This window comes from Streptomyces sp. NPDC059534 (genome assembly GCF_042743475.1).
In the GTDB taxonomy this organism is placed as follows: domain Bacteria; phylum Actinomycetota; class Actinomycetes; order Streptomycetales; family Streptomycetaceae; genus Streptomyces.
Map to the genome: position 1 here is coordinate 106,821 of NZ_JBHWAQ010000001.1, position 19,171 is coordinate 125,991.

Genomic DNA, 19,171 nt, shown 5'->3' on the forward strand with positions numbered 1-19,171 from the left:
GGAGCGCGCGAGGTCGTGATGAGGCCGCTCCGGGGGCGCGCGGCATGGGCCGACGGGGGCGGGGCACCGATCCCCGCGTGCCCATCACGGACGAGACACAGCGATTCACCGCCTTGTCGGCGCGGCTGACCGGATTCGACGGGGAGGACCTGACGGCCACCGGGCTCGTCGAGGTGTACCGGGCGGTGGCGGCGGAGGAGCTCGGCGCGCAGCGGTACGAGCGGCTGCTGCGGGAGGCGGGGGAACCGGCCGGCGCCCCGGACGGCGAGCGGCTCTCGGCGGCCCGGGCGGTGACGTACCTCTGGTACACGGGCAGTTGGCCCGGCCCTCCGCCGAGACTGGTGTCCCCGCGCGCCTACGCCGAGGGACTGGTGTGGAAGGCGGCGGGACTGACCGCGCCGGCCGCCGGGCCCGGGGGGTACGGGAGCTGGGCCGGGGAGGGCGGCCGGTGACGCGGTACGACGTGATCGTCGTCGGCGCCGGTGTCGCGGGCTCGCTCGTCGCGCACCGGCTCGGCCGGGACGGTCGGCGACGGGTCCTCGTCCTGGAGGCGGGGGCGGCGGACCCCGGTGTCCAGGGGCCGTCACCCGATCCGCTGACCGACTATCTGAGGGCTGCGGCACGGCTGCCCGGCTCCCCCTACACGCCCCATCCGGCGGCGTCCTGGCCCGAGATGCCGGACCTCGCCGGTACGGACGGGCCGCGGGGCTTCCGGGCGGAGGGCCATCTGCGGCAGGACGGCCCGCTCCCGTACGCCAGTGGATACGTCCGGGTGAACGGCGGCACCGGCAACGTCTGGACGGGCCTGGCGCCCCGCATGCTGCCGGAGGACTTCGACACCGAGTCCTTCGGGTACGGACGGCGCTGGCCGCTCACCTACGACGACCTGGAACCTCACTACCGGGCCGCCGAGGAGCACCTGGGAGTGGCTGCCGACGCCGAGGAGCAGCGCGCGCACCTGGGGCTGCGTTTCCCCGACGGCTACACGTTCCCGATGCGGGCGCTGCCCGCCGCGCGGCTGGACCGCCTGTTCGCGGCCCGTCTGGACGGGCGGCGTGTCCAGGACCCCGTCGCCCTGGGCGAGGTCGAGCTGAGGGTGGTCGGCACCCCGCACGCGCGCAACGGCGTCCCGGACCCCGGGTACGGGGGCGGCCGCGGCTATGTGCCGCGGGGGCGGGGCGGCCGACCGGATCCGGACAGCCGGTGCGTCGGCAACGCGAGCTGCATCCCGCACTGCCCCTCGTACGCGAAGTACACCCCGCTCAAGACCCAGGGGCGGTGGAGCGCGTCCGTCACGCTCCGGGACCGGTCCGTGGTGAGCCGTGTCCTCGCCGACGGGAGCGGGCGGGCCACGGGGGTGGAGTACCGCTCGTACGACGGGGAGGTGTCCGTCGCGCACGCCGATGCCGTGGTGCTCGCCGCGCACGCAGTGGAGAACGCCCGGCTGCTGCTCCTGTCCGGGCTCGCCGGCCGCAGCGGCCAGGTGGGACGCAATCTGATGGACCATCCGGTCCTGCTGACCTGGGGGCTGCTGCCCGAGGGCGAGCACGCAGGACCGTACCGGGGCCCCGGCTCCGTCTCGGGTTTCGAGGGCTTCCGCGCGGGCCCGGCGCGCCGGCTGCGGGCGCCGTTCCGGGTCGAGTTCGGGACGTGGGGCTGGATCTGGGCGAAGGGCCCCGTCGACACGGACGTGCACCACTTCCTCACCGGACACGGCTTGTCCGGGAAGGAGCTGAGGGAGGCGGTCGGGGGCCGGCTGCGCCGCCAGTTCGCCCTCCAGTTCGAGATGGAGCAGGGCGCCGACCCGGCGAACCGGGTCACCCTGCACCCGTCCGAGCGGGACGCGCTGGGCCTCCCCCGCCCCCTGGTCACCTACGACCTCGACGAGCACGTCAAGGAGGGGATGGCCGCCGCGCGGGCCGTCTCGGACCAGCTCTTCGCGCTGCTCGGAGCCGAGGACCACACGGACTACACGCCGGTGGCGGCCTGGCCGGGGCGTTTCGAGCACCGGGGCCGTACGTACGGCTACCGCGGCGCCGGTCACGCCGCCGGGACCCATGTCATGGGCGACTCCCCCACCACGTCGGTGGTGGACGCCTGGCAGCGCTGCTGGGACCACCCCGGTCTGTACGCGGTGGGCTGCGGCAGCATGCCCTCGGTGGCCACCTCCAACCCGACCCTGACGATGGCGGCGCTGGCGCTGCGCAGCGCCGAGCGTGTCGAGGCGGACCTGACGGCCCGCGACCGCCCCCTCTCCGCCGGCCCGACCACCCCGGGAGTCCCCGCGTGACCCAGCTGCCCCTGCCGCCCGTGCCCGAACCCTTCCGGCTGCCGTTCCACTACGGGGCGCTGCACCAGATCGGCGTCGACTGGCTGGTGGACCCGGACCCGGTCCACACGCTGCTCGCCGCACACCACCCGGGCCTGGCCGCGGCCGCGTTCGACGACGGACGTGCACTCGTCTCGGTCAACTACCAGCTGTACTTCGCGCAGTACGGGTTCGGCGGCGGCGTCACCCAGGAGATCGAGTTCAACGTGATCGCCTTCCCGGCTTCCGAGGCGGACCGGCTGCCCCGGCTGACCTACGCCCAGTACGCGCAGGGCTGGGACCAGACCAAGCTGCTCGGCATCGCCCGGCTCCACGTCGTGTGCGACAACCCGTTCGCGATCAGGGCGGGGCGCGAGCTGTACGCGGAACCCAAGTACCCGGGCTGGTTCGAGGTCGGCCTGCCGTCCCCGAACGGACCGGCGGGCGCGACCTGGACCGTACGGTGCAAGGCGGCCGAGGCCGGCCCGGACGACACCCTGGAGAGGGGGCCGGATCCGCTGCTCGACCTGGCCGCGAGGCTGGACGGCCTGACCGCGGTCGCCGCCTCCAGCGCCCCGGTCACCGGTTACGGCACCGACCGCGAGGGGCGTCTGCTCGCCGGCCCGATGAACGTCCACCAGCCGTACGCCTGGTACGACCTGGCCGCCGCCGGACACTCCGGGCGCACCCGCCTCGACGTCCACGCCCCGGACGGCGACCTGGCCCGCGACCTGCGCACCGTCCTCCCCGACGGCGCACCGGCCGCGGGCGCCTGGACCTGCCAGTCGCCGCCGGTGGCCACCCACAACCGCGCGTACTACCTGCCGACGGGTCCGCGCCGCTGAGGGCCCGGCCGCTCCGTCAGACGGTTCCCGCGCCGCTCGGTGCCCGCAGGGCGTCGGCGATCCCCCGGGCCAGGAACGGGATCCGGTGCGCGGGCACGCCCGCGATGTTGATGCGGCCGGAGGTCGTGCCGTAGACGCCTGACCGGTGGCGCATCCCGCGCATCCGCTCGGGGGTGAGGGGCAGCATCGAGAACATGCCCTTCTGCCGGGCGAGGGCCGCCGCCTCCTCCTCGTGGCCGAGGGCGGCCAGGTGGGCGACGAGGTCCGTGCGGTTGGCCGTGACGCGGCGGCGCATCACCTCGAGTTCGGCGAGCCAGACGGCCTTCAGACGCTCGTCCTCCAGGACGGTGGCGACGACGGCGGCGCCGTGGTCCGGCGGCATCGAGTACAGGGTGCGGGCGGCGTTCTGCAGGGCGGTCTCGACGTGCCGGAGCGCCCGCGCCGAGGAGCCGACGACGACGGCGCATCCGGTGCGGTCGCTGTAGAGGCCGAAGTTCTTGGAGCAGCTGACGGCGATCAGCACCTCGGGGAGCCGCTCGGCCAGCATCCGGGTGGGGCGCAGGTCGGCGTCGAGGCCGTCGCCGAGGCCGTGGTAGGCGAGGTCGACGAAGGGGATCCAGCCGTTGGCCTCGGCGAGTCCGGCCAGCTCCTCCCACAGCGTGAAGGAGGGGTCCGCCCCGGTGGGGTTGTGGCAGCAGCCCTGGAGCAGGACGACGTCGCCGGGTCCCGCCTCGCGGAGGTCCTCCAGCAGGTCCGCGCCGTCCGGCCGGCCGGCGGGGTCGAGCCACCGGTAGGGGCGGACGGTGAGGCCGGCGCCTTCGAGGATGGGGCGGTGGTTGACGTACGCGGGGTCGCTGATCCACACCGTGGTGCCCGGGCGGGTCTGCCGTACGAGGTCGGCGAGGAGCCGCAGGGCCCCGGTGCCCGCCACGGTCTGGACGGCGGTCGCCCGCGCGGTGAGGGCCTCGGTGCCGAGGACGGTGGTGAGCATGGCCCGGTTGAAGGCGGTGTTGCCCGACAGGCCGAGGTACTCCTTGGAACCGGAGCGTTCGGCCAGACGTATCTCGGCTTCCTTGACCGCCGCCATGACGGGGGTGACGCCGGTGTGGTCGCGGTACACGCCGAGGACGAGGTTGAGGCGCTCGGGGCGCGGGTCGGCGGCGTACTCGGCGGTCAGGTCCCACAACGGGTCGGCGGGCGGGGCGGGGAGGAGCTCAAGCATCGGCGGACACCTTGGTTCGGAAGCGTCGGCGTCCGTTGGCGAGCGCGACACCGAGGGTGATCAGGGGGACGCCGACCACGACGGGCAGGGTCGGCGACTCGTCGAGAAGGGGCACCGCGAGCAGGACGACGGCGACCGGGCTGAGGCTGCCGACGACGGAGCTGCGCTCCGGTCCGAGCCGCCGGATGGCGAAGGCGTACAGCAGCCCCGCGCACAGGCCGACTCCCAGGCCCTGGACGACGAGGAAGAGCGCGATGTCGGCGCCCTCCGCCCGCGCGAGGCCGGTGGGCAGGACTCCGGTCAGGCTCAGCAGTGCGATGACGGTGAAGGAGGGCAGGCAGAGCAGCCCGATGGACCCGATGGGGTCGAGGTCCACTTCCCGCAGGCCCACGGTGTAGAGGGCCCACAGTCCGCTGGCGACGAGCAGTGTTCCCGCGCCGAGCAGGACGTCCGCGTCGAGGGCGGCGGTGTAGCGCCACACCAGGGCCACCACGCCGGCCACGATGAGGGCGAGGCCGGCCGCCTGCGTGCCGCGCGGAGCGCTCTTGCCGCCCGCGACCATGAGGGCGGAGACGAACAACGGGACCATGCCGGGGACGATCGCCCCGACGAACGCGGCCGAGGTCAGGGAGCCGCCGTACATGGCGGCGAGGAAGAAGGGCACTCCCGCGCCGCAGACGATCTTGGCCGCGGGGCCGAACCGGACGGCGGCCAGTCGCCGCCTGCGCCGCCACAGCGCGGGGGCCAGGACGACGAGGGGCACGCCGAAGCGGAGCAGCGCGGCGTCGGCCGGCAGCAGCGTGGAGGCGCTCAGGGCGCGGGCGCTGAGCGCGAACGCGGCCCAGATGGCCACGGTGAGCAGCAGGGCGAGCATGCCCACGGCGTGCGGCGAGAGTCCCCGGAGCGGGCCGGTGCCGCGCTCCCCCTCGTCGCCTGTGGACGGGGTCGGCGAGTCCGCCGCCCCCGCTGTTCGCGCCCCCACCGATTGCGTTGCGGCCACCGACCGTCCCTCCCGCTTGTATCGCTTCGGGCGGAGCCGATGTCCGGCTTTGCCTCGGGAAGCAACGCTAGACCTTCAGGTGGGGCAGGCGATTGCCAGTTATGCCCTCCAGACATAGCGTGGGGGCAGAATCTGCCAAGATCGACCAAGGAGAGCCGATGGACTCCGTGGACTTCCGGATCATCCACGAGTTGCAGGCGGACGGCCGTCTGTCGAACCAGGACCTCGCCGACCGCATCCGGCTGTCCCCCTCCCCCTGCCTTCGCCGGGTGCGCCGCCTGGAGGAGTCGGGACTGATCGGCGGCTACACGGCCACCGTCGACCAGGTCGCGTTCGGCCTGCCGATCACCGTCTTCGTACGGATCCGCCTGGAGCGCCACACCGCCGAGGCGGTCAACGTGTTCGAGCACCACGTCGGCCTCATCGACCACATCCAGGACTGCTATCTGATGGCCGGCAGCAGCGACTACCTGCTCAGGGTCGTCATCGAGAGCCTGGAGGCGTACGAGGCCCTCGTCCGCACCCGTATCCACGCCATCCCGGGCATCGCGTCGATCGAGTCCAGCTTCGCCTTCGGCAGCGTCAAGCAGTCCCGCGTCTACCCGCGGCCGGGCGTCCCGTCCCGCCCGCGCGCCGGCGGCGTCAGCGGGCGGGAGTCTCCCGCACCGGGTGCTTGCTGAGGATCGACACCCGGTTGAAGGCGTTGATGGCGATGGCCACCCAGATCACGGCGGAGATCTCGGCGTCGTCCAGCACCTCGCGGGCCTCGTCGTACGCCCTCTCCTGAGCGAGCGCGTCGGCGGGGTGTGTCGTGGCCTCGGCGAGGGCGAGGGCCGCGCGTTCGCGGGCGGTGAAGAGCTCGGTGTCGCGCCAGGCCGCCAGCACGCCCAGGCGCCGGGCGGTCTCCCCGGCCCGGACCGCGGCGCGGGTGTGCACGTCGAGGCAGAAGGCGCAGCCGTTGATCTGGGACACGCGGAGGTTGACCAGCTCGACCAGGATCCGGTCGAGGCCGGCCTCGGCGGCCGTCGCCCGAACGGTGTCGGCGGTCTTCACCAGCGCCTGGTAGGCGGCGGGGCTCTCCTTGTCGAGGTAGATCCGATCGGGGGCCCGGCGCTCCACCGCGGTCCGTACCGTCTCGCTCACCCTGTACTCCTTCGCCTGTTTGCCATCGGGACCATGATCAACCATACTTGTTGAAAACGAAACTACACGAGGGAGAGGGCTGGGACATGGGTGACACGGAGATCGAGATCCTGACCGCCCGGGACGTACCACTGGGCGGACCGCGCGCGATGACCGTACGGCGCACACTGCCGCAGCGGGCCCGTACGCTCATCGGCGCCTGGTGCTTCGCCGACCACTACGGCCCCGACCGGGTCGCCGAGTCCGGCGGCATGGACGTCGCCCCGCACCCGCACACCGGCCTGCAGACCGTCAGCTGGCTGTTCGCCGGGGAGATCGAGCACCGCGACAGCCTGGGCACCCACGCCTTCGTGCGCCCGGGCGAGATCAACCTCATGACCGGCGGGCACGGCATCAGCCACACGGAGGTCTCCACCCCCGGCACCACCCTGCTGCACGGCGTGCAGCTCTGGGTCGCCCTCCCCGACGCACACCGCCACGCCCCGCGCGACTTCCAGCACCACGCACCGGAAGCACTCCGTGTCGACGGGGCGGAACTCCGGGTCTTCCTGGGCACGCTCGCCGGCCGGACCTCCCCGGTCCGCACCTTCACCCCGCTCCTGGGCGCCCAGCTCCTGATCGACGCCGGCGCCACCGTCACCCTCGACGTCGACCCGGACTTCGAACACGGCCTCCTCGTCGACGAGGGCGACGTCCGGCTCGAAGGCACCCCCCTCCTCCCCGCCGAGCTCGGCTACGCCGCCCCCGGCCGCACCACGCTCACCCTCGCCAACACGTCCGACCGCCCGGCCCGGACGATCCTGCTCGGCGGCCCGCCGTTCGAGGAGGAGATCGTCATGTGGTGGAACTTCATCGGCCGCGACCACCAGGACATCGTCGAGGCACGGGAGGAGTGGGAGCGGTCCTCCGACCGTTTCGGCCACGTCGACGGCTACCCGGGCGACCGGCTGCCCGCCCCCGCCCTGCCGAACGCCGTCATCACCCCCCGCGGGAACCCCGCCCGCCGCTGAGCCCGTCCGCCACCGAAGCCCCCATCCCCCGTACCGAAGGGACCGCCATGACCGAGCAGACCCACACCACCCCCGTCGTCCGTCGCGTCGACGCCCGCCACCGCTACGAGATCCTCGTCGACGACCAGCGCGCCGGCCTCACCGCGTACCGCGACCGCGACGACCGGCGGGTCTTCTTCCACACCGAGATCGACGACGCCTACGCCGGCCAGGGACTCGCCTCGATCCTCGTCGAGCAGGCCCTCACCGACGTCCGCGCCTCCGGTATGCGGATCGTCCCGGTCTGCCCGTACGTGGCCAAGTTCCTGAAGAAGCACGAGGAGTTCGCCGACATCACGGACCCCGTGACCCCCGAGGTCCTCACATGGCTCGACGCCCGGCTGGGGCGCTGACGCCCCTGCCCTTCCACGCCTCCGCGGAGGCGTGACGGGCTGACGGTGGTCTCCCGCCGCGTCCGACGCGTACAGTGCGGGCGGGCGCGGTGAGATCACGAGGAGTCCGTATGACCGCCGTCAGCCTGGAACACGCCCGATCTCCGTGCTCGGCAGCCTCTTCCTCCTGCCGCGCCTCGCCACGCTCCCGCTGCTCCTCAACAGCGCGATCGTGGCCTGCGTCTTCAACGCCCTCATGACGTACGTCGCCATGCCCGCCGTGAGCAGGCTCCTGCGCGGCTGGCTCACTTCGTAGCGCCGCGACGACGCCTGAACGGACGCCCGGAAGGCGTCCATTGCCCCCGTTCGTGACGCGCCTGTCGCCACCGCATACGACGGCGGCGAGCGCTCGCGTCGGCGAGGTCAGCCGTGCCCGGACGTCCGCGCGGCGCCGACCAGCACCAGCAGCACGGCGTCGACACCGGCCATGGCCATGACGGCGACGAAGGGCAGGCGCCCTCGCGCCAGCGCCGGCGGGCCGGCCACCGCCGGCAGGCACAGGATCAGGGACGCCCCGATCAGACCCAGTCCGACCGGACCCACCGGTCCCGGGGGGCCGACCGTGAGGACCACGCAGGAGGCGAGGGCCAGGGTCGCGGCCAAGGCGACGGAGACCCGTCGGCCCACACGGTGCGGGAGCCCGATGACGCCGCTCGCGATGTCGTCCTCGATGTCCGGCAGGACGTTCGCGAAGTGGGCGCCGGTACCGAGGAGCGCCGCCGCGAGACTCCACCACAGAGGCGGCCAGGGCCGGCCCGGGAGGGACAGCGTCAGGAACGCGGGGAGGAAGCCGAAGGCGAGGGCGTACGGCAGCCAGGAGACGACCGTACGTTTCAGCCGGAGGTTGTACGACCACCCGGCGGCGACACAGCCGAGGTGGACGGAACCGGCAAGAAGGCCGCACGAGAGCGACAGGGGGACGCAGGCGAGCAGGGCCACGCACGCGGCCGCCCCGACCACGCCCGGTCGCACCGCTCCTCTGGCCAGGGGCTTGTCCCGGCGTCCGGCGGCCCGGTCGCGCCGCAGGTCCACACGGTCGTTGCACCAGCCGATGGACAGCTGGCCCGCGGCGACGGCGGCCACGGCTCTGGCTCCGGCGGCGGGTCCGAGCCCGACGGCGGCACTCAGGAGCGCCGCGAGGACGGTCACCGCCGCCGCCGGAACGGGATGGCTGGACCGCAGGAGGGCGACGAAAGCGCGCTGTCCGGCCGCCCCTGCGAGACGCGGCTCCGGCAGCCGGTCGGTTCCTTCACCGGTGGTGGCGGGCACCGCACCACGCTAGGCGACGGCGCGCCCATGACGGCCGGGTTGAGGGGGACGGCGCCCGACTGTCCCTATGTTGGAGCAATGACGCGCGTCCTCGCGGTGAGCACTGCCTTCCCGCCACACCGCTATCCGCAGCAGGAGATCACCGACGACCTCGTCGCCGGTCTGCCGCCGGGGGCCGACCGCGGCCTCCTGCGCCGGCTCCACGCGGGAGCCCGCGTGGACACCCGTCATCTCGCCCTGCCGCTCGACCGCTACCGCGCTCTCGGCACCTTCGGAGAGACGAACCGCCTCTTCGCCGAACTGGCCACCGACCTGGGCGTGGAGGCGGCCGAACGGGCACTCGACGAGGCGGGCGTGCGCCCGGAGGAGATCGACCTCGTCGTCTCCACGACCGTGACCGGCATCGCGACCCCGTCCCTCGACGCCGGCGTCGCCGCACGGCTCGGCCTGCGGTCCGACGTCAGGCGGATGCCGCTGTTCGGTCTCGGCTGCGCCGGAGGGGCCGCCGGGCTGGCCCGCGTCCACGACCACCTCGCTCTCCGCCCCGGCGGCACCGCCCTTCTCCTCTCCACCGAACTGTGCTCGCTCACCCTGCAGCGCGCGGACACGTCGATGGCGAACCTGGTCGCGGGCGGCCTGTTCGGCGACGGAGCCGCCGCGCTCGTGGCCGCGCACGGGGACCGCACGCCCCCGGCGGACCGCGGTGCCGGGCACGGCGGGCCCAGGGTCGTGGCCACCCGCGGGCGCCTCTATCCGGGCACGGGACACCTGCTGGGCTGGGACATCGGCGAATGGGGGTTCCGTATGGTGCTCGGCCCCGAACTCCCCGAGCTCGTCCGGCTGCACGTGACCGAGGAGATCGAGTCGTTCCTCGCCGAACACGACCTCAAGACCGCGGACGTCACCGCCTGGATCTGCCATCCGGGCGGCCCCAGGATCCTCGACGCGATCGCCGAGGAGCTCGGGCTGCCCGACACGGCCCTCGCCACGAGCCGCCGCGCTCTGGCAGCCACCGGAAACCTTTCCTCCGCCTCGGTGCTGCAGATCCTGGCCGACACGCAGAGCGCGCGGCCGGCGCCCGGAACGACGGGTCTGATGATCGCCCTGGGCCCGGGCTTCTCGTCCGAACTCGTCCTGCTGGCCTGGTGAGGGCGGCATGACCCCGTACACGGTCCCGGTGAGGGTGGCATGACGCCGTACACGGTCCTGGTCCTGCTGGTCGTCGCCGAGCGCTTCGCGGAGCTCGCCGTGGCGCGGCGCAACGGTGCCTGGAGCCGGGCCCGCGGGGCCCGCGAACACGGCGCCGGGCACTACCCCGTCATGGTCGCCCTGCACACGGCGTTCCTCCTCGGCTGCCTCGTCGAACCGTGGGCGGCCGACCGCCCCTTCCTCCCGCTGCTCGGCTGGCCCGCCCTGGCCCTGACGCTGGCCGCCCAGGGGCTGCGCTGGTGGTGCATCGGCACGCTCGGCCGCCGCTGGCACACCCGCGTCCTGATCGTCCCCGACCTCCCGCTCGTCGCCGCCGGCCCCTACCGGTACCTGCGGCACCCCAACTACCTGGCCGTCGTCGTCGAAGGCGCGGCCCTGCCCCTGGTGCACAGCGCCTGGGTGACCGCACTGGGCTTCACGCTCCTGAACGCGGCCCTGCTGACCGTACGCATCCGGTGCGAGAACGCCGCGCTGGCGCCGTCGCTCACCCTCTCCTCCTCCGCCGCCGTGGCCGCGTACTCCGCTCCGGCGTCGCGTCCCGGTCCCGCGTCGTGATCGACCTGCTCGTCGTCGGAGGCGGCCCGGCGGGACTGGCCACCGCGATCCACGCGGCGCGGCGCGGTCTCGACGTCGTGGTCGCCGAACCGCGCCCCGGCCCGGTGGACAAGGCGTGCGGGGAGGGAATGATGCCGGCGGCGGTACGCGCCCTGGACGCCCTCGACGTCCACGTCCCCGGCCACGCACTCCGGGGCATCCGGTACGTCGACGCCGTCGGCGACCACCGCGCCGAGGCCCTGTTCGGCGCGGGACACGGCCTCGGGGCACGCCGTACGGCGCTCCACGCGGCGCTCGCGGCGCGGGCGGCCCAGCTCGGCGTGCAGGTCGTCCCGCACCGCGTCCGGCGGGTCAGCCAGTCCGACGCCCACGTCACGGCCGACGGCATCACCGCCCGCTATCTCGTCGCGGCCGACGGACTCCACTCGCCCACCCGGCGGGCACTCGGCCTGACCGTGCGCCCGGACACCCGCCGCCACCCCCTCCGGTACGGACTGCGCCGCCACTACACCGTCGCGCCGTGGAGCGACCTGGTGGAGGTGCACTGGTCCGCCGACTGCGAGGCGTACGTCACGCCGCTGGGACCACGCCAGGTCGGCGTCGCCGTCCTCACCTCCCGCCGCCTCTCCTACGACGACCAGCTGGCCCACTTCCCCGCCCTCCTCTCCCGGCTGCACGCGGCCGACCGCACACCGGTCAGGGGCGCCGGCCCCCTCCGCCAGCAGAGCCGCACCCGCGTGGCCGGCCGCGTCCTCTTCGTCGGCGACGCCGCCGGCTACGTCGACGCCCTGACGGGCGAGGGCATCACCCTGGCCCTGACCTCCGCCGACGCGCTCGTCCGCTGCCTCCACGAAGGCCGCCCCGCCGCGTACGAGCACGCCTGGTCCCGTCTCTCCCGCACCTACCGCCTCCTGACCACCACCCTCCTCTGGGCCCGCACCCGCCCCCGCCTCGCCCCCCTGATCACCCCGACCGCCGCCCGCTTCCCCGGCCTCTTCCACCGCGCGGTCAACCTGCTCGCCTGACCTCCCGTCTCCGGGTGGCCGGCGCACGGTGTCAGGCGGCGCGGCAGAGAGCTTCGGGAGCCGTCGAGGCGGGGGCGGTGGTCGTGCGCAGGGGGCGGAGGGTGGGGGTGGTGGCGCGGGGGCGGTTGCGGCGGGCGAAGACGACGAGGCGGAGGACGGCGAAGCGGGCGATGCCGGAGAGTGCGGAGGCGGAGAGGTAGACGGCCTGCTGGAGCATCGCGTCCGGCTCCGCTACGAGGCCGTGCAGGGCGAGCATCGCCGCGCAGGTCACCGCGTACCCGGCTGCCGCGGATCCGGCGGACTGCGTGTGCTGGCGCAAGGTCGCACGCGTGCCCGCGCCGAAGGTGAAGCGGGCGTGCAGCTCGGTGGCGAGGAGCGTGGAGACCACGGTGATCAGGGCGTTCGCCAGGATCCAGGGCATCCACGAGGCGAGGGCTCCCACGGCGAAGCTGGAGGCGAGTCCGACACCGCCGCCGCAGAGGACGAAGCGAGCGAAGGCGACGAAGGCGCCGGGCGCCGCCGCCTCCTGTCGGTTCTGTGCTGTTCCCATGACCTGCCCCCTGTGATGGCTCACCCCGCGACGCGCGCGTTCCTCGGCCCGGGGGACCGAGGGGCGCGCCGTCGATGGTGCCATCGTGGCACATCTATGGCGCCATCGCGAGCCATTTATGGCGTCGGCTGTGGCAGCACTGTCATGCCGGCCGCTCTCGATCCCGCGAAATCACAGGTCAGGCGGCATGAAGCTCACAGGTCAGGTGGCACGACTCCGGCACCGAAGACCCGGCCGGGCGTTCAGCGGCTGCTCGGGTGCCACTCCGCGAGGAGGATCGTGGCGTCGTCGCGCAGCTTGTGGTCCTGGTGCGAACGGAGGCCCTGAACCAGGCGGCGAAGGGCTTCGGGGGCGCGATCGCCCGCCGCCGTGGCACGGATGACGGTGTCGGCCAGCCGGTCCTCGCCGTAGAGGTCGCCCTGGGGTGAGCGCGCCTCCGTGACGCCGTCGCTGTACAGGAGGATGCGGTCGCCGGGCTGGAGGCGCTCGGTGTGCTCGGTGGGCGGTGTCTCGGCGAGGAAGCCCCACCCGAGGGGCAGGTCGGGTTCGCGGGCCAGCACCCGCGGGAGAACCCGGCCGTGGCGGATCAGCAGGGGCGGCGGATGCCCGCAGTTGATCCAGGTCAGCCGTCCGTCGGAGGTGTCCAGATGGGCGACCACGGCGGTCATGAGCCGGTCGGTGAACCACTCGTCCAGGATCCGGTCGATCGCGGTGACGATGTCGGTCAGCGAACCGCCGGCACGGCGGGTCGCGCGGCACGCGGCGAGCCCGGCGGCGCTGGCCCCGCCCGACGCCAGGTCGTGGCCCATGGAGTCGATGACGGTCAGGTGCAGGCCGCTGTCGTCCAGCGTGTGGTCGAAGGTGTCACCGCCGATGTCGTACGCGGGTTCCAGCACCGCCGACGACGTCACGTCCGCGGTCCCGATGGTCCGCGGCGGCAGGAAGGCCCACAGCAGCTCGGCCTGCACCGTCATGGCCCGCGACCGCTCAGACTCGACGAGTACCTCGCTGTGGGAGGACATCGACCCCACGAGCAGGGCGACCACTCCCGCGAGCGTCTCGCAGCGTCCGAGGAGCACGTCGTCCAGCGGGGACGCCGTCACCATCAGCACCCCGACACGCTCGACCCCGTCGATCATCGGCAGCCAGGCCGTACCGCCGTCCCTGGACCGCTGCACCGTCTGCGTACGGTAGGCCAGCCCCGCCAGCGACGTGTCGACGTCGAGCGTCCGCTGCCCGGCGGCATCCGACCGGGGCAGGGGGACCAGCCGGATCTGCTGGAGGTCCGTCACGTACGTGACCGCCTCCTGGAGCCCCAGGCGCCGGCCGGCGTCGCTCACGAGGCCCGCGAGCTGCCGCCCGGACAACAGGTGGGAGCGCGCCAGCATCTCGGCGAGGACACCCTCGTACGTCGACACCCGACCTCCGCGTCCCTCCTTGAGGCGACGTGCGGTGCGGTGGCGTGGAACGCCCGTCACCCGCAGAAGGTGGCTCTCACGTTACGCAGGCTCTTCGGTGATCGCACTCCTCACGGGTCCCGGCCCTACGTGCCCCGGCCGCGGGACCGGGCCGGGAGAGACCCGCTGCCGCTCAGCCCTTCGCGGGGGCACTCCGGTCGCGGCGGGGTGTCAGCGGCCGCCGCCGCTCGCGGGCCTGGCGGTCGAGTTCCTCCATGAGGCGACGGCCCCGGTGCTCGGGGTCGAGTTCGTCGAGGATGCGGTCGATCTCGGCCAGCAGGGCTCCGTAGAGCTGCCAGCGGTCGGGTTCTCGCAGGGCCAGCGCGAGGAGCAGGTCGGCGGCGGCACCCCGGCGGGCCCGGGCGGCGCGCAGCTCGCCCGCGAGCCGCGCCTCGGCGGCCTCGGCCTCCTCGCTGCCGGAGACGGTGACGAGCACCGCGAAGCTGACGAAGGCGTCGGCGGTGTGGTGCGCCGTCTCCTGCAGCACGAGGGCGGTCGGGCGGGGCAGGAGTTCGTCGCCCGCCCGCGCCTTCGCCAGGTCGGTGAGCGTCCGGGTGAGGACGCGCAGGACGACGGCGCAGATCTCCAGGGTGTCGAGCCCCGTGCGCAGCACGATGCGGTGCAGCAGACCTTCCTTGACACGCGGGTTGAGACGCAGGCTGTCCTCGGCCGTGCGCAGCGCGCCGTCGACGTCGGCCACGTCGTTGTCGAGCCGGCGCGCCTCGTGCAGGTGTGCCGCCGCCCGCTCGACGGGAGGCGCTCCGGCGAACTCGTCGGCGACGTCGAGCAGCAGCCTGCGCATCCTCCGCGCGAGGTCCTCGATCGACTCCCCCGCCGTGTCCACCCAGACGGGCGGGGCCAGCACCAGGTTGAAGAGCAGTCCGACGACGGCGCCGATCAGGGTCTCCAGGACCCGGTCCCAGGCCGTGTGGGCGACCTGGGTGACGCCGAGCACGAGCATCGCGCTGATGGCGACCTCCGGGACGAACTCCTCGACCTTCACCAGCCGCCCCACGAGCAGGGAGGCGAGGATGATCAGGGCGAGGCTCCACCAGGACAGGCCGACGATCGCGCTGAACGCGATGGCGATGAGGACGCCGACGACGACGGAGTTGACCCGGCGCAGACTCGTGGTGAGCGTCGAGTACAGCGTGACCTGCACGACGAGCAGCGCGGTGAGCGGTGCGGTCAGGGGCGCCGGCTCGCTGCTGAGCCACAGCGCGACGACGTACGACAGCGTCGCCGCCGCCGTCGACCGGACCGTCTGCACGACGAACGGATCCCGCCGCAGCCGGCTCACGACGTCGGCGTACCGGGCGCTCCGCCTACTGTCCTGCGTCACGTTCTCCCTCGCTTCGCTCCCCGGGCGTCCCGCCCCGTCCGACCCTGCCATCCCTCCCCCGCCGCCGGCCCCCGGCCACACCGGACTGCGCCCACTGCCCTCCGTACGGCGCCGTCGCCCCGCGCCGGCCCGGGCCCACGGGGCCCTCCCGGGCCGCCTGCCCCGGTGGACGAGGCCCACCCCGGACGTCTGCCCGGGCGTGCGGAAGAGCCCACACCGGGCCGCGACTTCCGGCGGCCTCCGCACTGTCGGCCCGCGTGGGAACGTGTGGGGACGGGGCTCGTGGAGAGCCCGCCGGTCGCTATGGAGGGGGCGCGGTGACGTCGCACGGGGATGGCTGGGGCGGTATGGGCTGGGACTGGACGGACGAGGAGGACGTCCGACGGCGGCTCGTCCAGGGCGCGGACCCGGAGAGGTGGAGCGGAGGGCGCCCGTTGCACCGGGCGGCGGCGTTCGGCTCTCCGGGGGTCGTCGCGGAGCTGGCCCGGCGCGTCGCGGACGTGGACGCGCCGGAGGACGGGGTGACGGCGCTGTGGGCGGCAGTGATGTCGAGAAAGCCCGAGAACGCGCGGGCCCTCGCGGCCGCCGGGGCCGATCCGTGGCGGCGGTCGCTCGGCGGCTGGTCGCCGGGGCGGCTGAGCCTGGCGGGGCCGACACCGGACCTGTTCGCCGCGCCGGGCGGCGAGCGCCTGAGCGAGGCGGAGCGGGCGGCGGCCGCCGAGGCGGCGCGGCTCATCACGGCGCTGGGCGACTTCCCGTACGAGGGCATGGGGCTCGCCTGCGTGGCCGGCATCGACGCGACGGAGGCGGTACGGCGTCTGGAGGCCGAACCGGTGCCGGACGAGGACGCCGATGACGTGGTGGAGGATCCGTACGCATACGAGATGGACGAGATCCTGCCGCTCGTCGGCGTGACCTCCGTGCCCGGCGGCTGCGTCGTGACGCAGCCCTGGGGATACGCCCCGCAGATGCCGGGGGTGCTCACCCGCCTGTCCGTCGGGACCGTCTCCTACGGCCTGTACGCCAACCCCAAGAGCGGCAACCAGGGCAGCGTCGCCCGCGACGGCTCCCTCGACGCCTGGGACCTCCACCCGGGTGCCGGGCCGTACGAGGGAGACTCCGCCGACGAGGTCCTGGCCTCCTACCTCTTCCAGTACAACCCGGTGGGGTACGCCTGCTCCTTCGCGCGCCTGCGCCTGCCGGGCGACCGCTCGGTCGTCGGTCCGCCCGATCTCTGGGTCCGCCTGCCGGAGCGTGACCACTGGACCCACTGACGCCGGTCGGGCCGCCCGCGCGCGTGCGGTCGATGTCGGCGCCCGCCGCCCTCGGGGCAGCTCGTGTCCGTCATGATGGGCGGGTGGAAATCGAGCCGTACCGTGGCGAGTTGCTGGCGTACTGCTATCGGATGCTGGGCTCGTTCCATGAGGCCGAGGATCTGGTGCAGGAGACGATGCTGCGCGCCTGGAAGGCCCGTGACCGGTACGACGGCACGCGCGCTTCGGTCCGGACGTGGCTGTACCGGATCGCGACCAACGCGTGTCTGACCGCGCTGGAGGGGCGGGCGCGGCGGCCGTTGCCGTCCGGGCTTGGGACGCCGAGCGACGATCCCGGGGCGCCCCTGGCTCCGGCGCTGGACATCCCGTGGCTGCAGCCGTTCCCCGACGCGCGGTTCGAGGCGGAGGTGCGGTCCGACATGCGGCTCGCGCTGGTGGCGGCGATGCAGCTGCTGCCGCCGCGGCAGCGGGCCGTGCTGGTGCTGCGCGAGGTACTGGAGTTCAGCGCCGCTGAGGTCGCCGAGCAGTTGGGGTCCACCGTCGCGGCCGTCAACAGCGCTCTGCAGCGGGCCCGTTCCGCCCTCGCGGACGTGGGCGGGGCGGAGCAGGTCGCGGAGCCCGACGATCCCGAGGCGCGGGCGGTGATCCAGCGGTATGTGCGGGCGTTCGAGGCAGGGGACGTCCCCGCGCTCGTGCGGCTGCTCACGGACTCCGCGGTTCTGGAGATGCCGCCGGTGCCGCTGTGGTACCTGGGCCGGGACGCCTACGGCCTGTTCATCGAGCGGGTGTTCGCGATGCGCGGGCGGGGCTGGGTCATGACGCCGCTCACCGCCAACGGGCAGCCGGCGCTCGCCGCGTACGCGCCGGAGCCCGGCGGCGGGCATCGGCTGCACACCGTGCAGGTCTTCACGGTGGCCGGTGGCCGGGTCGCGCGCAATGTCGTGTTCTCCGATCCTCGCGTGCTCGACGCGTTCGGCCTGCCGCTCACGCCTTCCTCGGGCGGGTCCCACCTGCCGCGATGAGCGCGCCGCGAGCCGGGCCCGATCGAAAGGACACCCCCTAGAGCAACCAAACGTTGCGCATGTGGCGGAACGGCTCTACAGTTGTCATGCAACCAAAGGTTGCGAGAGACTGGGAGAGCGGCATGGAGAACGGCAGCATCGAGCGCGAGATCCACATCGACGCGCGGCCCGACGTGGTCTACGAGGTCGTCAGCAAGCCCGAGCATCTGCGGGAGTGGTGGCCCGACGAGGCGGAACTCGAGCCCGTACCCGGCGCGACCGGCGTCATCACCTTCGGCGACCGGAACTCGCCGGACGCGAACGTCGTACCGGTCACCGTGATCGACGCGGACCCACCTCGCCGGTTCTCCTTCCGGTGGGTGTACGACCAGGCCGAGGCCGCGACCCCGGCCAACTCCCTCCTGGTGGTCTTCGAGCTGATCCCGTCCGGCGCCGGCACGCTGCTGCGCTTCACCGAGACGGGCTTCCGGGAGAAGGGCTGGGAGGCGGCCGTCCTCGAGGAGCAGTACCGCGAGCACGTCACCGGCTGGGACCACTTCCTGCCCCGCCTCGTCACCTACGTCGCGCGACTGGTGTCGACGCCATGAGCACCGCCATCGACGACGAGCTCTGGACCGCGGTGGGCGACCCGACCCGGCGGCGGATGCTCGACCTGCTGCTGACCGGCGGCGGGACGGCCACCACGCTGAGCGAGCACCTTCCCATAACCCGGCAGGCGGTCGCCAAGCACCTCGGCGTCCTCCACCGGGTCGGACTGGTCCAGGTGACCCCGTCCGGGCGCGAACGCCGCTACGAGGTGGACGAAGCCCAGCTCGCGCGCGCCGTCGCCCAGCTGGCCTCCGTCGGCGCCGCCTGGGACGCCCGGCTGCAGCGCATCAAGCGCCTCGCGGAAGCGATCCAGCGCGGCCAGGAGAGCTGACCGTACGCACGCACATCGCCGCCCCCGAGCGGGTGGCGAGGAACCACGCCCCTCTCCGGGGGCCAACCCGAGAAAGAGGTAGCAAGATGCTGGACATCCTGCACAGGATCGGAGTCACGTCCTCCCCGGCCGCCGTCTACGCGGCCCTGACCACGGTCGACGGACTGGCGAGCTGGTGGACGGAGGACACCTCCGGTGACGCCAGGGTCGGTGGAGTGGTCCGGTTCCGCTTCCTGCCCGGCGGTTTCGACATGAAGGTCCTCGACGCCCAGCCCGGCGAGAGCGTGCTCTGGGAGGTCATCGACGGCCCCGAGGAATGGATCGGCACCCAGGTCCACTTCGAGCTCAAGCAGGAGGACGACTTCACGATCGTCCTCTTCCGGCACACGGGCTGGAAGGAGCCCGTGGAGTTCATGTACCACTGCAGCACCAAGTGGGCCACGTTCCTCATGAGCCTCAAGCACGTGCTCGAAACCGGCAAGGGCGAGCCCGCGCCGCACGACGTCAGGATCAGCAACTGGCACTAGCGGGGCTCCGCGGATCCCCGGAGCGGGTCGGCCGGTCGGCCGGCCCGCTCCGCGCGCATGGTC

22 protein-coding genes are annotated in these 19,171 nt (G+C 73.7%); 15 read left to right on the forward strand and 7 right to left on the reverse strand.

All coding sequences use genetic code 11. The features are described 5' to 3' along the window. Positions 1-77 precede the first annotated feature (77 nt). The 3 genes from ACFVZH_RS00400 to ACFVZH_RS00410 are packed head-to-tail and all read left to right on the forward strand — an operon-like array spanning position 78 to position 3,153. Positions 78-452 carry a hypothetical protein gene (locus tag ACFVZH_RS00400; protein WP_384890789.1) on the forward strand — a complete coding sequence of 125 codons (375 nt, stop codon included), beginning with the start codon at positions 78-80 and terminating at the stop codon, positions 450-452. Continuing rightward, on the forward strand, positions 449-2,290 hold the full coding sequence (locus ACFVZH_RS00405; RefSeq protein ID WP_384890792.1) for a GMC family oxidoreductase: 1,842 nt from the start codon (positions 449-451) through the stop codon (positions 2,288-2,290). Before ACFVZH_RS00400 ends, ACFVZH_RS00405 begins: the two co-directional genes overlap by 4 nt. Then, positions 2,287-3,153: a hypothetical protein gene (locus tag ACFVZH_RS00410; protein ID WP_384890795.1), complete on the forward strand. Its 867-nt coding sequence runs from the start codon at positions 2,287-2,289 to the stop codon at positions 3,151-3,153. Before ACFVZH_RS00405 ends, ACFVZH_RS00410 begins: the two co-directional genes overlap by 4 nt. 16 nt (positions 3,154-3,169) lie before the next feature. On the opposite strand, the gene ACFVZH_RS00415 is transcribed toward ACFVZH_RS00410, so the two are convergent. Beyond that, a complete protein-coding gene (locus ACFVZH_RS00415; protein WP_384890797.1) occupies positions 3,170-4,375 on the reverse strand; it encodes an aromatic amino acid transaminase in 1,206 nt (401 codons plus the stop codon). Next, positions 4,368-5,375: a DMT family transporter gene (locus tag ACFVZH_RS00420; RefSeq protein WP_384890800.1), complete on the reverse strand. Its 1,008-nt coding sequence runs from the start codon at positions 5,373-5,375 to the stop codon at positions 4,368-4,370. Before ACFVZH_RS00420 ends, ACFVZH_RS00415 begins: the two co-directional genes overlap by 8 nt. A gap of 158 nt (positions 5,376-5,533) precedes the next feature. Here ACFVZH_RS00420 and ACFVZH_RS00425 point away from each other — a divergent pair, with 158 nt between their 5' ends. Continuing rightward, complete coding sequence (locus ACFVZH_RS00425; RefSeq protein ID WP_384890803.1) at positions 5,534-6,055, forward strand: Lrp/AsnC family transcriptional regulator; 522 nt, start codon at positions 5,534-5,536, stop codon at positions 6,053-6,055. Here the strand turns inward: ACFVZH_RS00425 and ACFVZH_RS00430 are convergent. Next, positions 6,018-6,518, reverse strand: coding sequence for a carboxymuconolactone decarboxylase family protein (locus ACFVZH_RS00430; protein ID WP_384890806.1), 501 nt, complete (start codon positions 6,516-6,518; stop codon positions 6,018-6,020). The genes ACFVZH_RS00425 and ACFVZH_RS00430 overlap by 38 nt on opposite strands. An 86-nt stretch (positions 6,519-6,604) precedes the next feature. On the opposite strand from ACFVZH_RS00430, the gene ACFVZH_RS00435 reads away from it, so the two are divergent. The 3 genes from ACFVZH_RS00435 to ACFVZH_RS00445 all read left to right on the forward strand — a co-directional run bounded on the left by ACFVZH_RS00435 (position 6,605) and on the right by ACFVZH_RS00445 (position 8,215). Beyond that, positions 6,605-7,528: a pirin family protein gene (locus tag ACFVZH_RS00435; protein WP_384890809.1), complete on the forward strand. Its 924-nt coding sequence runs from the start codon at positions 6,605-6,607 to the stop codon at positions 7,526-7,528. Between the two features lie 47 nt (positions 7,529-7,575). Then, a complete protein-coding gene (locus tag ACFVZH_RS00440; protein WP_384890812.1) occupies positions 7,576-7,920 on the forward strand; it encodes a GNAT family N-acetyltransferase in 345 nt (114 codons plus the stop codon). 145 nt (positions 7,921-8,065) lie between these two features. Then, positions 8,066-8,215 (forward strand): hypothetical protein, encoded by a 150-nt coding sequence (locus ACFVZH_RS00445; RefSeq protein ID WP_384890814.1) that lies wholly within the window; start codon positions 8,066-8,068, stop codon positions 8,213-8,215. A 107-nt stretch (positions 8,216-8,322) separates the two neighbouring features. Here the strand turns inward: ACFVZH_RS00445 and ACFVZH_RS00450 are convergent, their stop codons facing one another. Continuing rightward, on the reverse strand, positions 8,323-9,228 hold the full coding sequence (locus ACFVZH_RS00450) for a UbiA family prenyltransferase (RefSeq protein WP_384890817.1): 906 nt from the start codon (positions 9,226-9,228) through the stop codon (positions 8,323-8,325). A gap of 78 nt (positions 9,229-9,306) precedes the next feature. Here ACFVZH_RS00450 and ACFVZH_RS00455 point away from each other — a divergent pair, with 78 nt between their 5' ends. Genes ACFVZH_RS00455 through ACFVZH_RS00465 form a run of 3 tightly spaced genes read left to right on the forward strand, consistent with a single transcriptional unit; the run spans position 9,307 to position 12,017 of the window. Continuing rightward, complete coding sequence (locus tag ACFVZH_RS00455; protein WP_384890819.1) at positions 9,307-10,377, forward strand: type III polyketide synthase; 1,071 nt, start codon at positions 9,307-9,309, stop codon at positions 10,375-10,377. 39 nt (positions 10,378-10,416) lie between these two features. Next, positions 10,417-10,992 (forward strand): isoprenylcysteine carboxyl methyltransferase family protein, encoded by a 576-nt coding sequence (locus tag ACFVZH_RS00460; RefSeq protein WP_384890821.1) that lies wholly within the window; start codon positions 10,417-10,419, stop codon positions 10,990-10,992. Continuing rightward, positions 10,989-12,017, forward strand: coding sequence for an NAD(P)/FAD-dependent oxidoreductase (locus ACFVZH_RS00465; protein WP_384890824.1), 1,029 nt, complete (start codon positions 10,989-10,991; stop codon positions 12,015-12,017). Before ACFVZH_RS00460 ends, ACFVZH_RS00465 begins: the two co-directional genes overlap by 4 nt. A gap of 31 nt (positions 12,018-12,048) precedes the next feature. Here ACFVZH_RS00465 and ACFVZH_RS00470 read toward each other — a convergent pair whose 3' ends face one another. From ACFVZH_RS00470 to ACFVZH_RS00480, 3 genes are all read right to left on the reverse strand, one after another. Beyond that, entirely contained in the window at positions 12,049-12,567 is a 519-nt protein-coding gene (locus ACFVZH_RS00470) for a hypothetical protein (protein ID WP_384890827.1), read from the reverse strand. 242 nt (positions 12,568-12,809) lie between these two features. After that, positions 12,810-13,985: a PP2C family protein-serine/threonine phosphatase gene (locus tag ACFVZH_RS00475; RefSeq protein WP_384890829.1), complete on the reverse strand. Its 1,176-nt coding sequence runs from the start codon at positions 13,983-13,985 to the stop codon at positions 12,810-12,812. A 172-nt stretch (positions 13,986-14,157) separates the two neighbouring features. After that, entirely contained in the window at positions 14,158-15,366 is a 1,209-nt protein-coding gene (locus tag ACFVZH_RS00480) for an aromatic acid exporter family protein (RefSeq protein WP_384890832.1), read from the reverse strand. Between the two features lie 347 nt (positions 15,367-15,713). Between ACFVZH_RS00480 and ACFVZH_RS00485 the strand changes: the two genes are divergently transcribed. The 5 genes from ACFVZH_RS00485 (at position 15,714) to ACFVZH_RS00505 (ending at position 19,108) form a co-directional block, all read left to right on the forward strand. Continuing rightward, a complete protein-coding gene (locus tag ACFVZH_RS00485) occupies positions 15,714-16,640 on the forward strand; it encodes an ankyrin repeat domain-containing protein (protein ID WP_384891710.1) in 927 nt (308 codons plus the stop codon). Positions 16,641-16,672: 32 nt separating this feature from the next. Next, entirely contained in the window at positions 16,673-17,662 is a 990-nt protein-coding gene (locus tag ACFVZH_RS00490) for a sigma-70 family RNA polymerase sigma factor (protein WP_384890834.1), read from the forward strand. Between the two features lie 122 nt (positions 17,663-17,784). Beyond that, the gene (locus ACFVZH_RS00495) at positions 17,785-18,249 is read left to right on the forward strand and encodes an SRPBCC family protein (protein WP_384890836.1); all 465 of its coding nucleotides are present in this window, start codon (positions 17,785-17,787) and stop codon (positions 18,247-18,249) included. Beyond that, positions 18,246-18,581 carry an ArsR/SmtB family transcription factor gene (locus tag ACFVZH_RS00500; RefSeq protein WP_384890839.1) on the forward strand — a complete coding sequence of 112 codons (336 nt, stop codon included), beginning with the start codon at positions 18,246-18,248 and terminating at the stop codon, positions 18,579-18,581. Before ACFVZH_RS00495 ends, ACFVZH_RS00500 begins: the two co-directional genes overlap by 4 nt. 86 nt (positions 18,582-18,667) lie before the next feature. Next, positions 18,668-19,108, forward strand: a complete 441-nt coding sequence (locus tag ACFVZH_RS00505; protein WP_384890842.1) for an SRPBCC domain-containing protein — start codon at positions 18,668-18,670, stop codon at positions 19,106-19,108. The last annotated feature ends 63 nt before the right edge of the window (positions 19,109-19,171 follow it).

Coding starts and splice junctions, on each gene's coding strand:
- ACFVZH_RS00425 (WP_384890803.1), top strand. CDS start 5,534: ATGGACTCCGTGGACTTCCGGATCATCCACGAGTTGCAGGCGGACGGC.
- ACFVZH_RS00485 (WP_384891710.1), top strand. CDS start 15,714: ATGGGCTGGGACTGGACGGACGAGGAGGACGTCCGACGGCGGCTCGTC.
- ACFVZH_RS00470 (WP_384890827.1), bottom strand. CDS start 12,567: ATGGGAACAGCACAGAACCGACAGGAGGCGGCGGCGCCCGGCGCCTTC.
- ACFVZH_RS00455 (WP_384890819.1), top strand. CDS start 9,307: ATGACGCGCGTCCTCGCGGTGAGCACTGCCTTCCCGCCACACCGCTAT.
- ACFVZH_RS00495 (WP_384890836.1), top strand. CDS start 17,785: ATGGAGAACGGCAGCATCGAGCGCGAGATCCACATCGACGCGCGGCCC.
- ACFVZH_RS00505 (WP_384890842.1), top strand. CDS start 18,668: ATGCTGGACATCCTGCACAGGATCGGAGTCACGTCCTCCCCGGCCGCC.
- ACFVZH_RS00460 (WP_384890821.1), top strand. CDS start 10,417: ATGACGCCGTACACGGTCCTGGTCCTGCTGGTCGTCGCCGAGCGCTTC.
- ACFVZH_RS00500 (WP_384890839.1), top strand. CDS start 18,246: ATGAGCACCGCCATCGACGACGAGCTCTGGACCGCGGTGGGCGACCCG.
- ACFVZH_RS00440 (WP_384890812.1), top strand. CDS start 7,576: ATGACCGAGCAGACCCACACCACCCCCGTCGTCCGTCGCGTCGACGCC.
- ACFVZH_RS00490 (WP_384890834.1), top strand. CDS start 16,673: ATGTCGGCGCCCGCCGCCCTCGGGGCAGCTCGTGTCCGTCATGATGGG.
- ACFVZH_RS00435 (WP_384890809.1), top strand. CDS start 6,605: ATGGGTGACACGGAGATCGAGATCCTGACCGCCCGGGACGTACCACTG.
- ACFVZH_RS00415 (WP_384890797.1), bottom strand. CDS start 4,375: ATGCTTGAGCTCCTCCCCGCCCCGCCCGCCGACCCGTTGTGGGACCTG.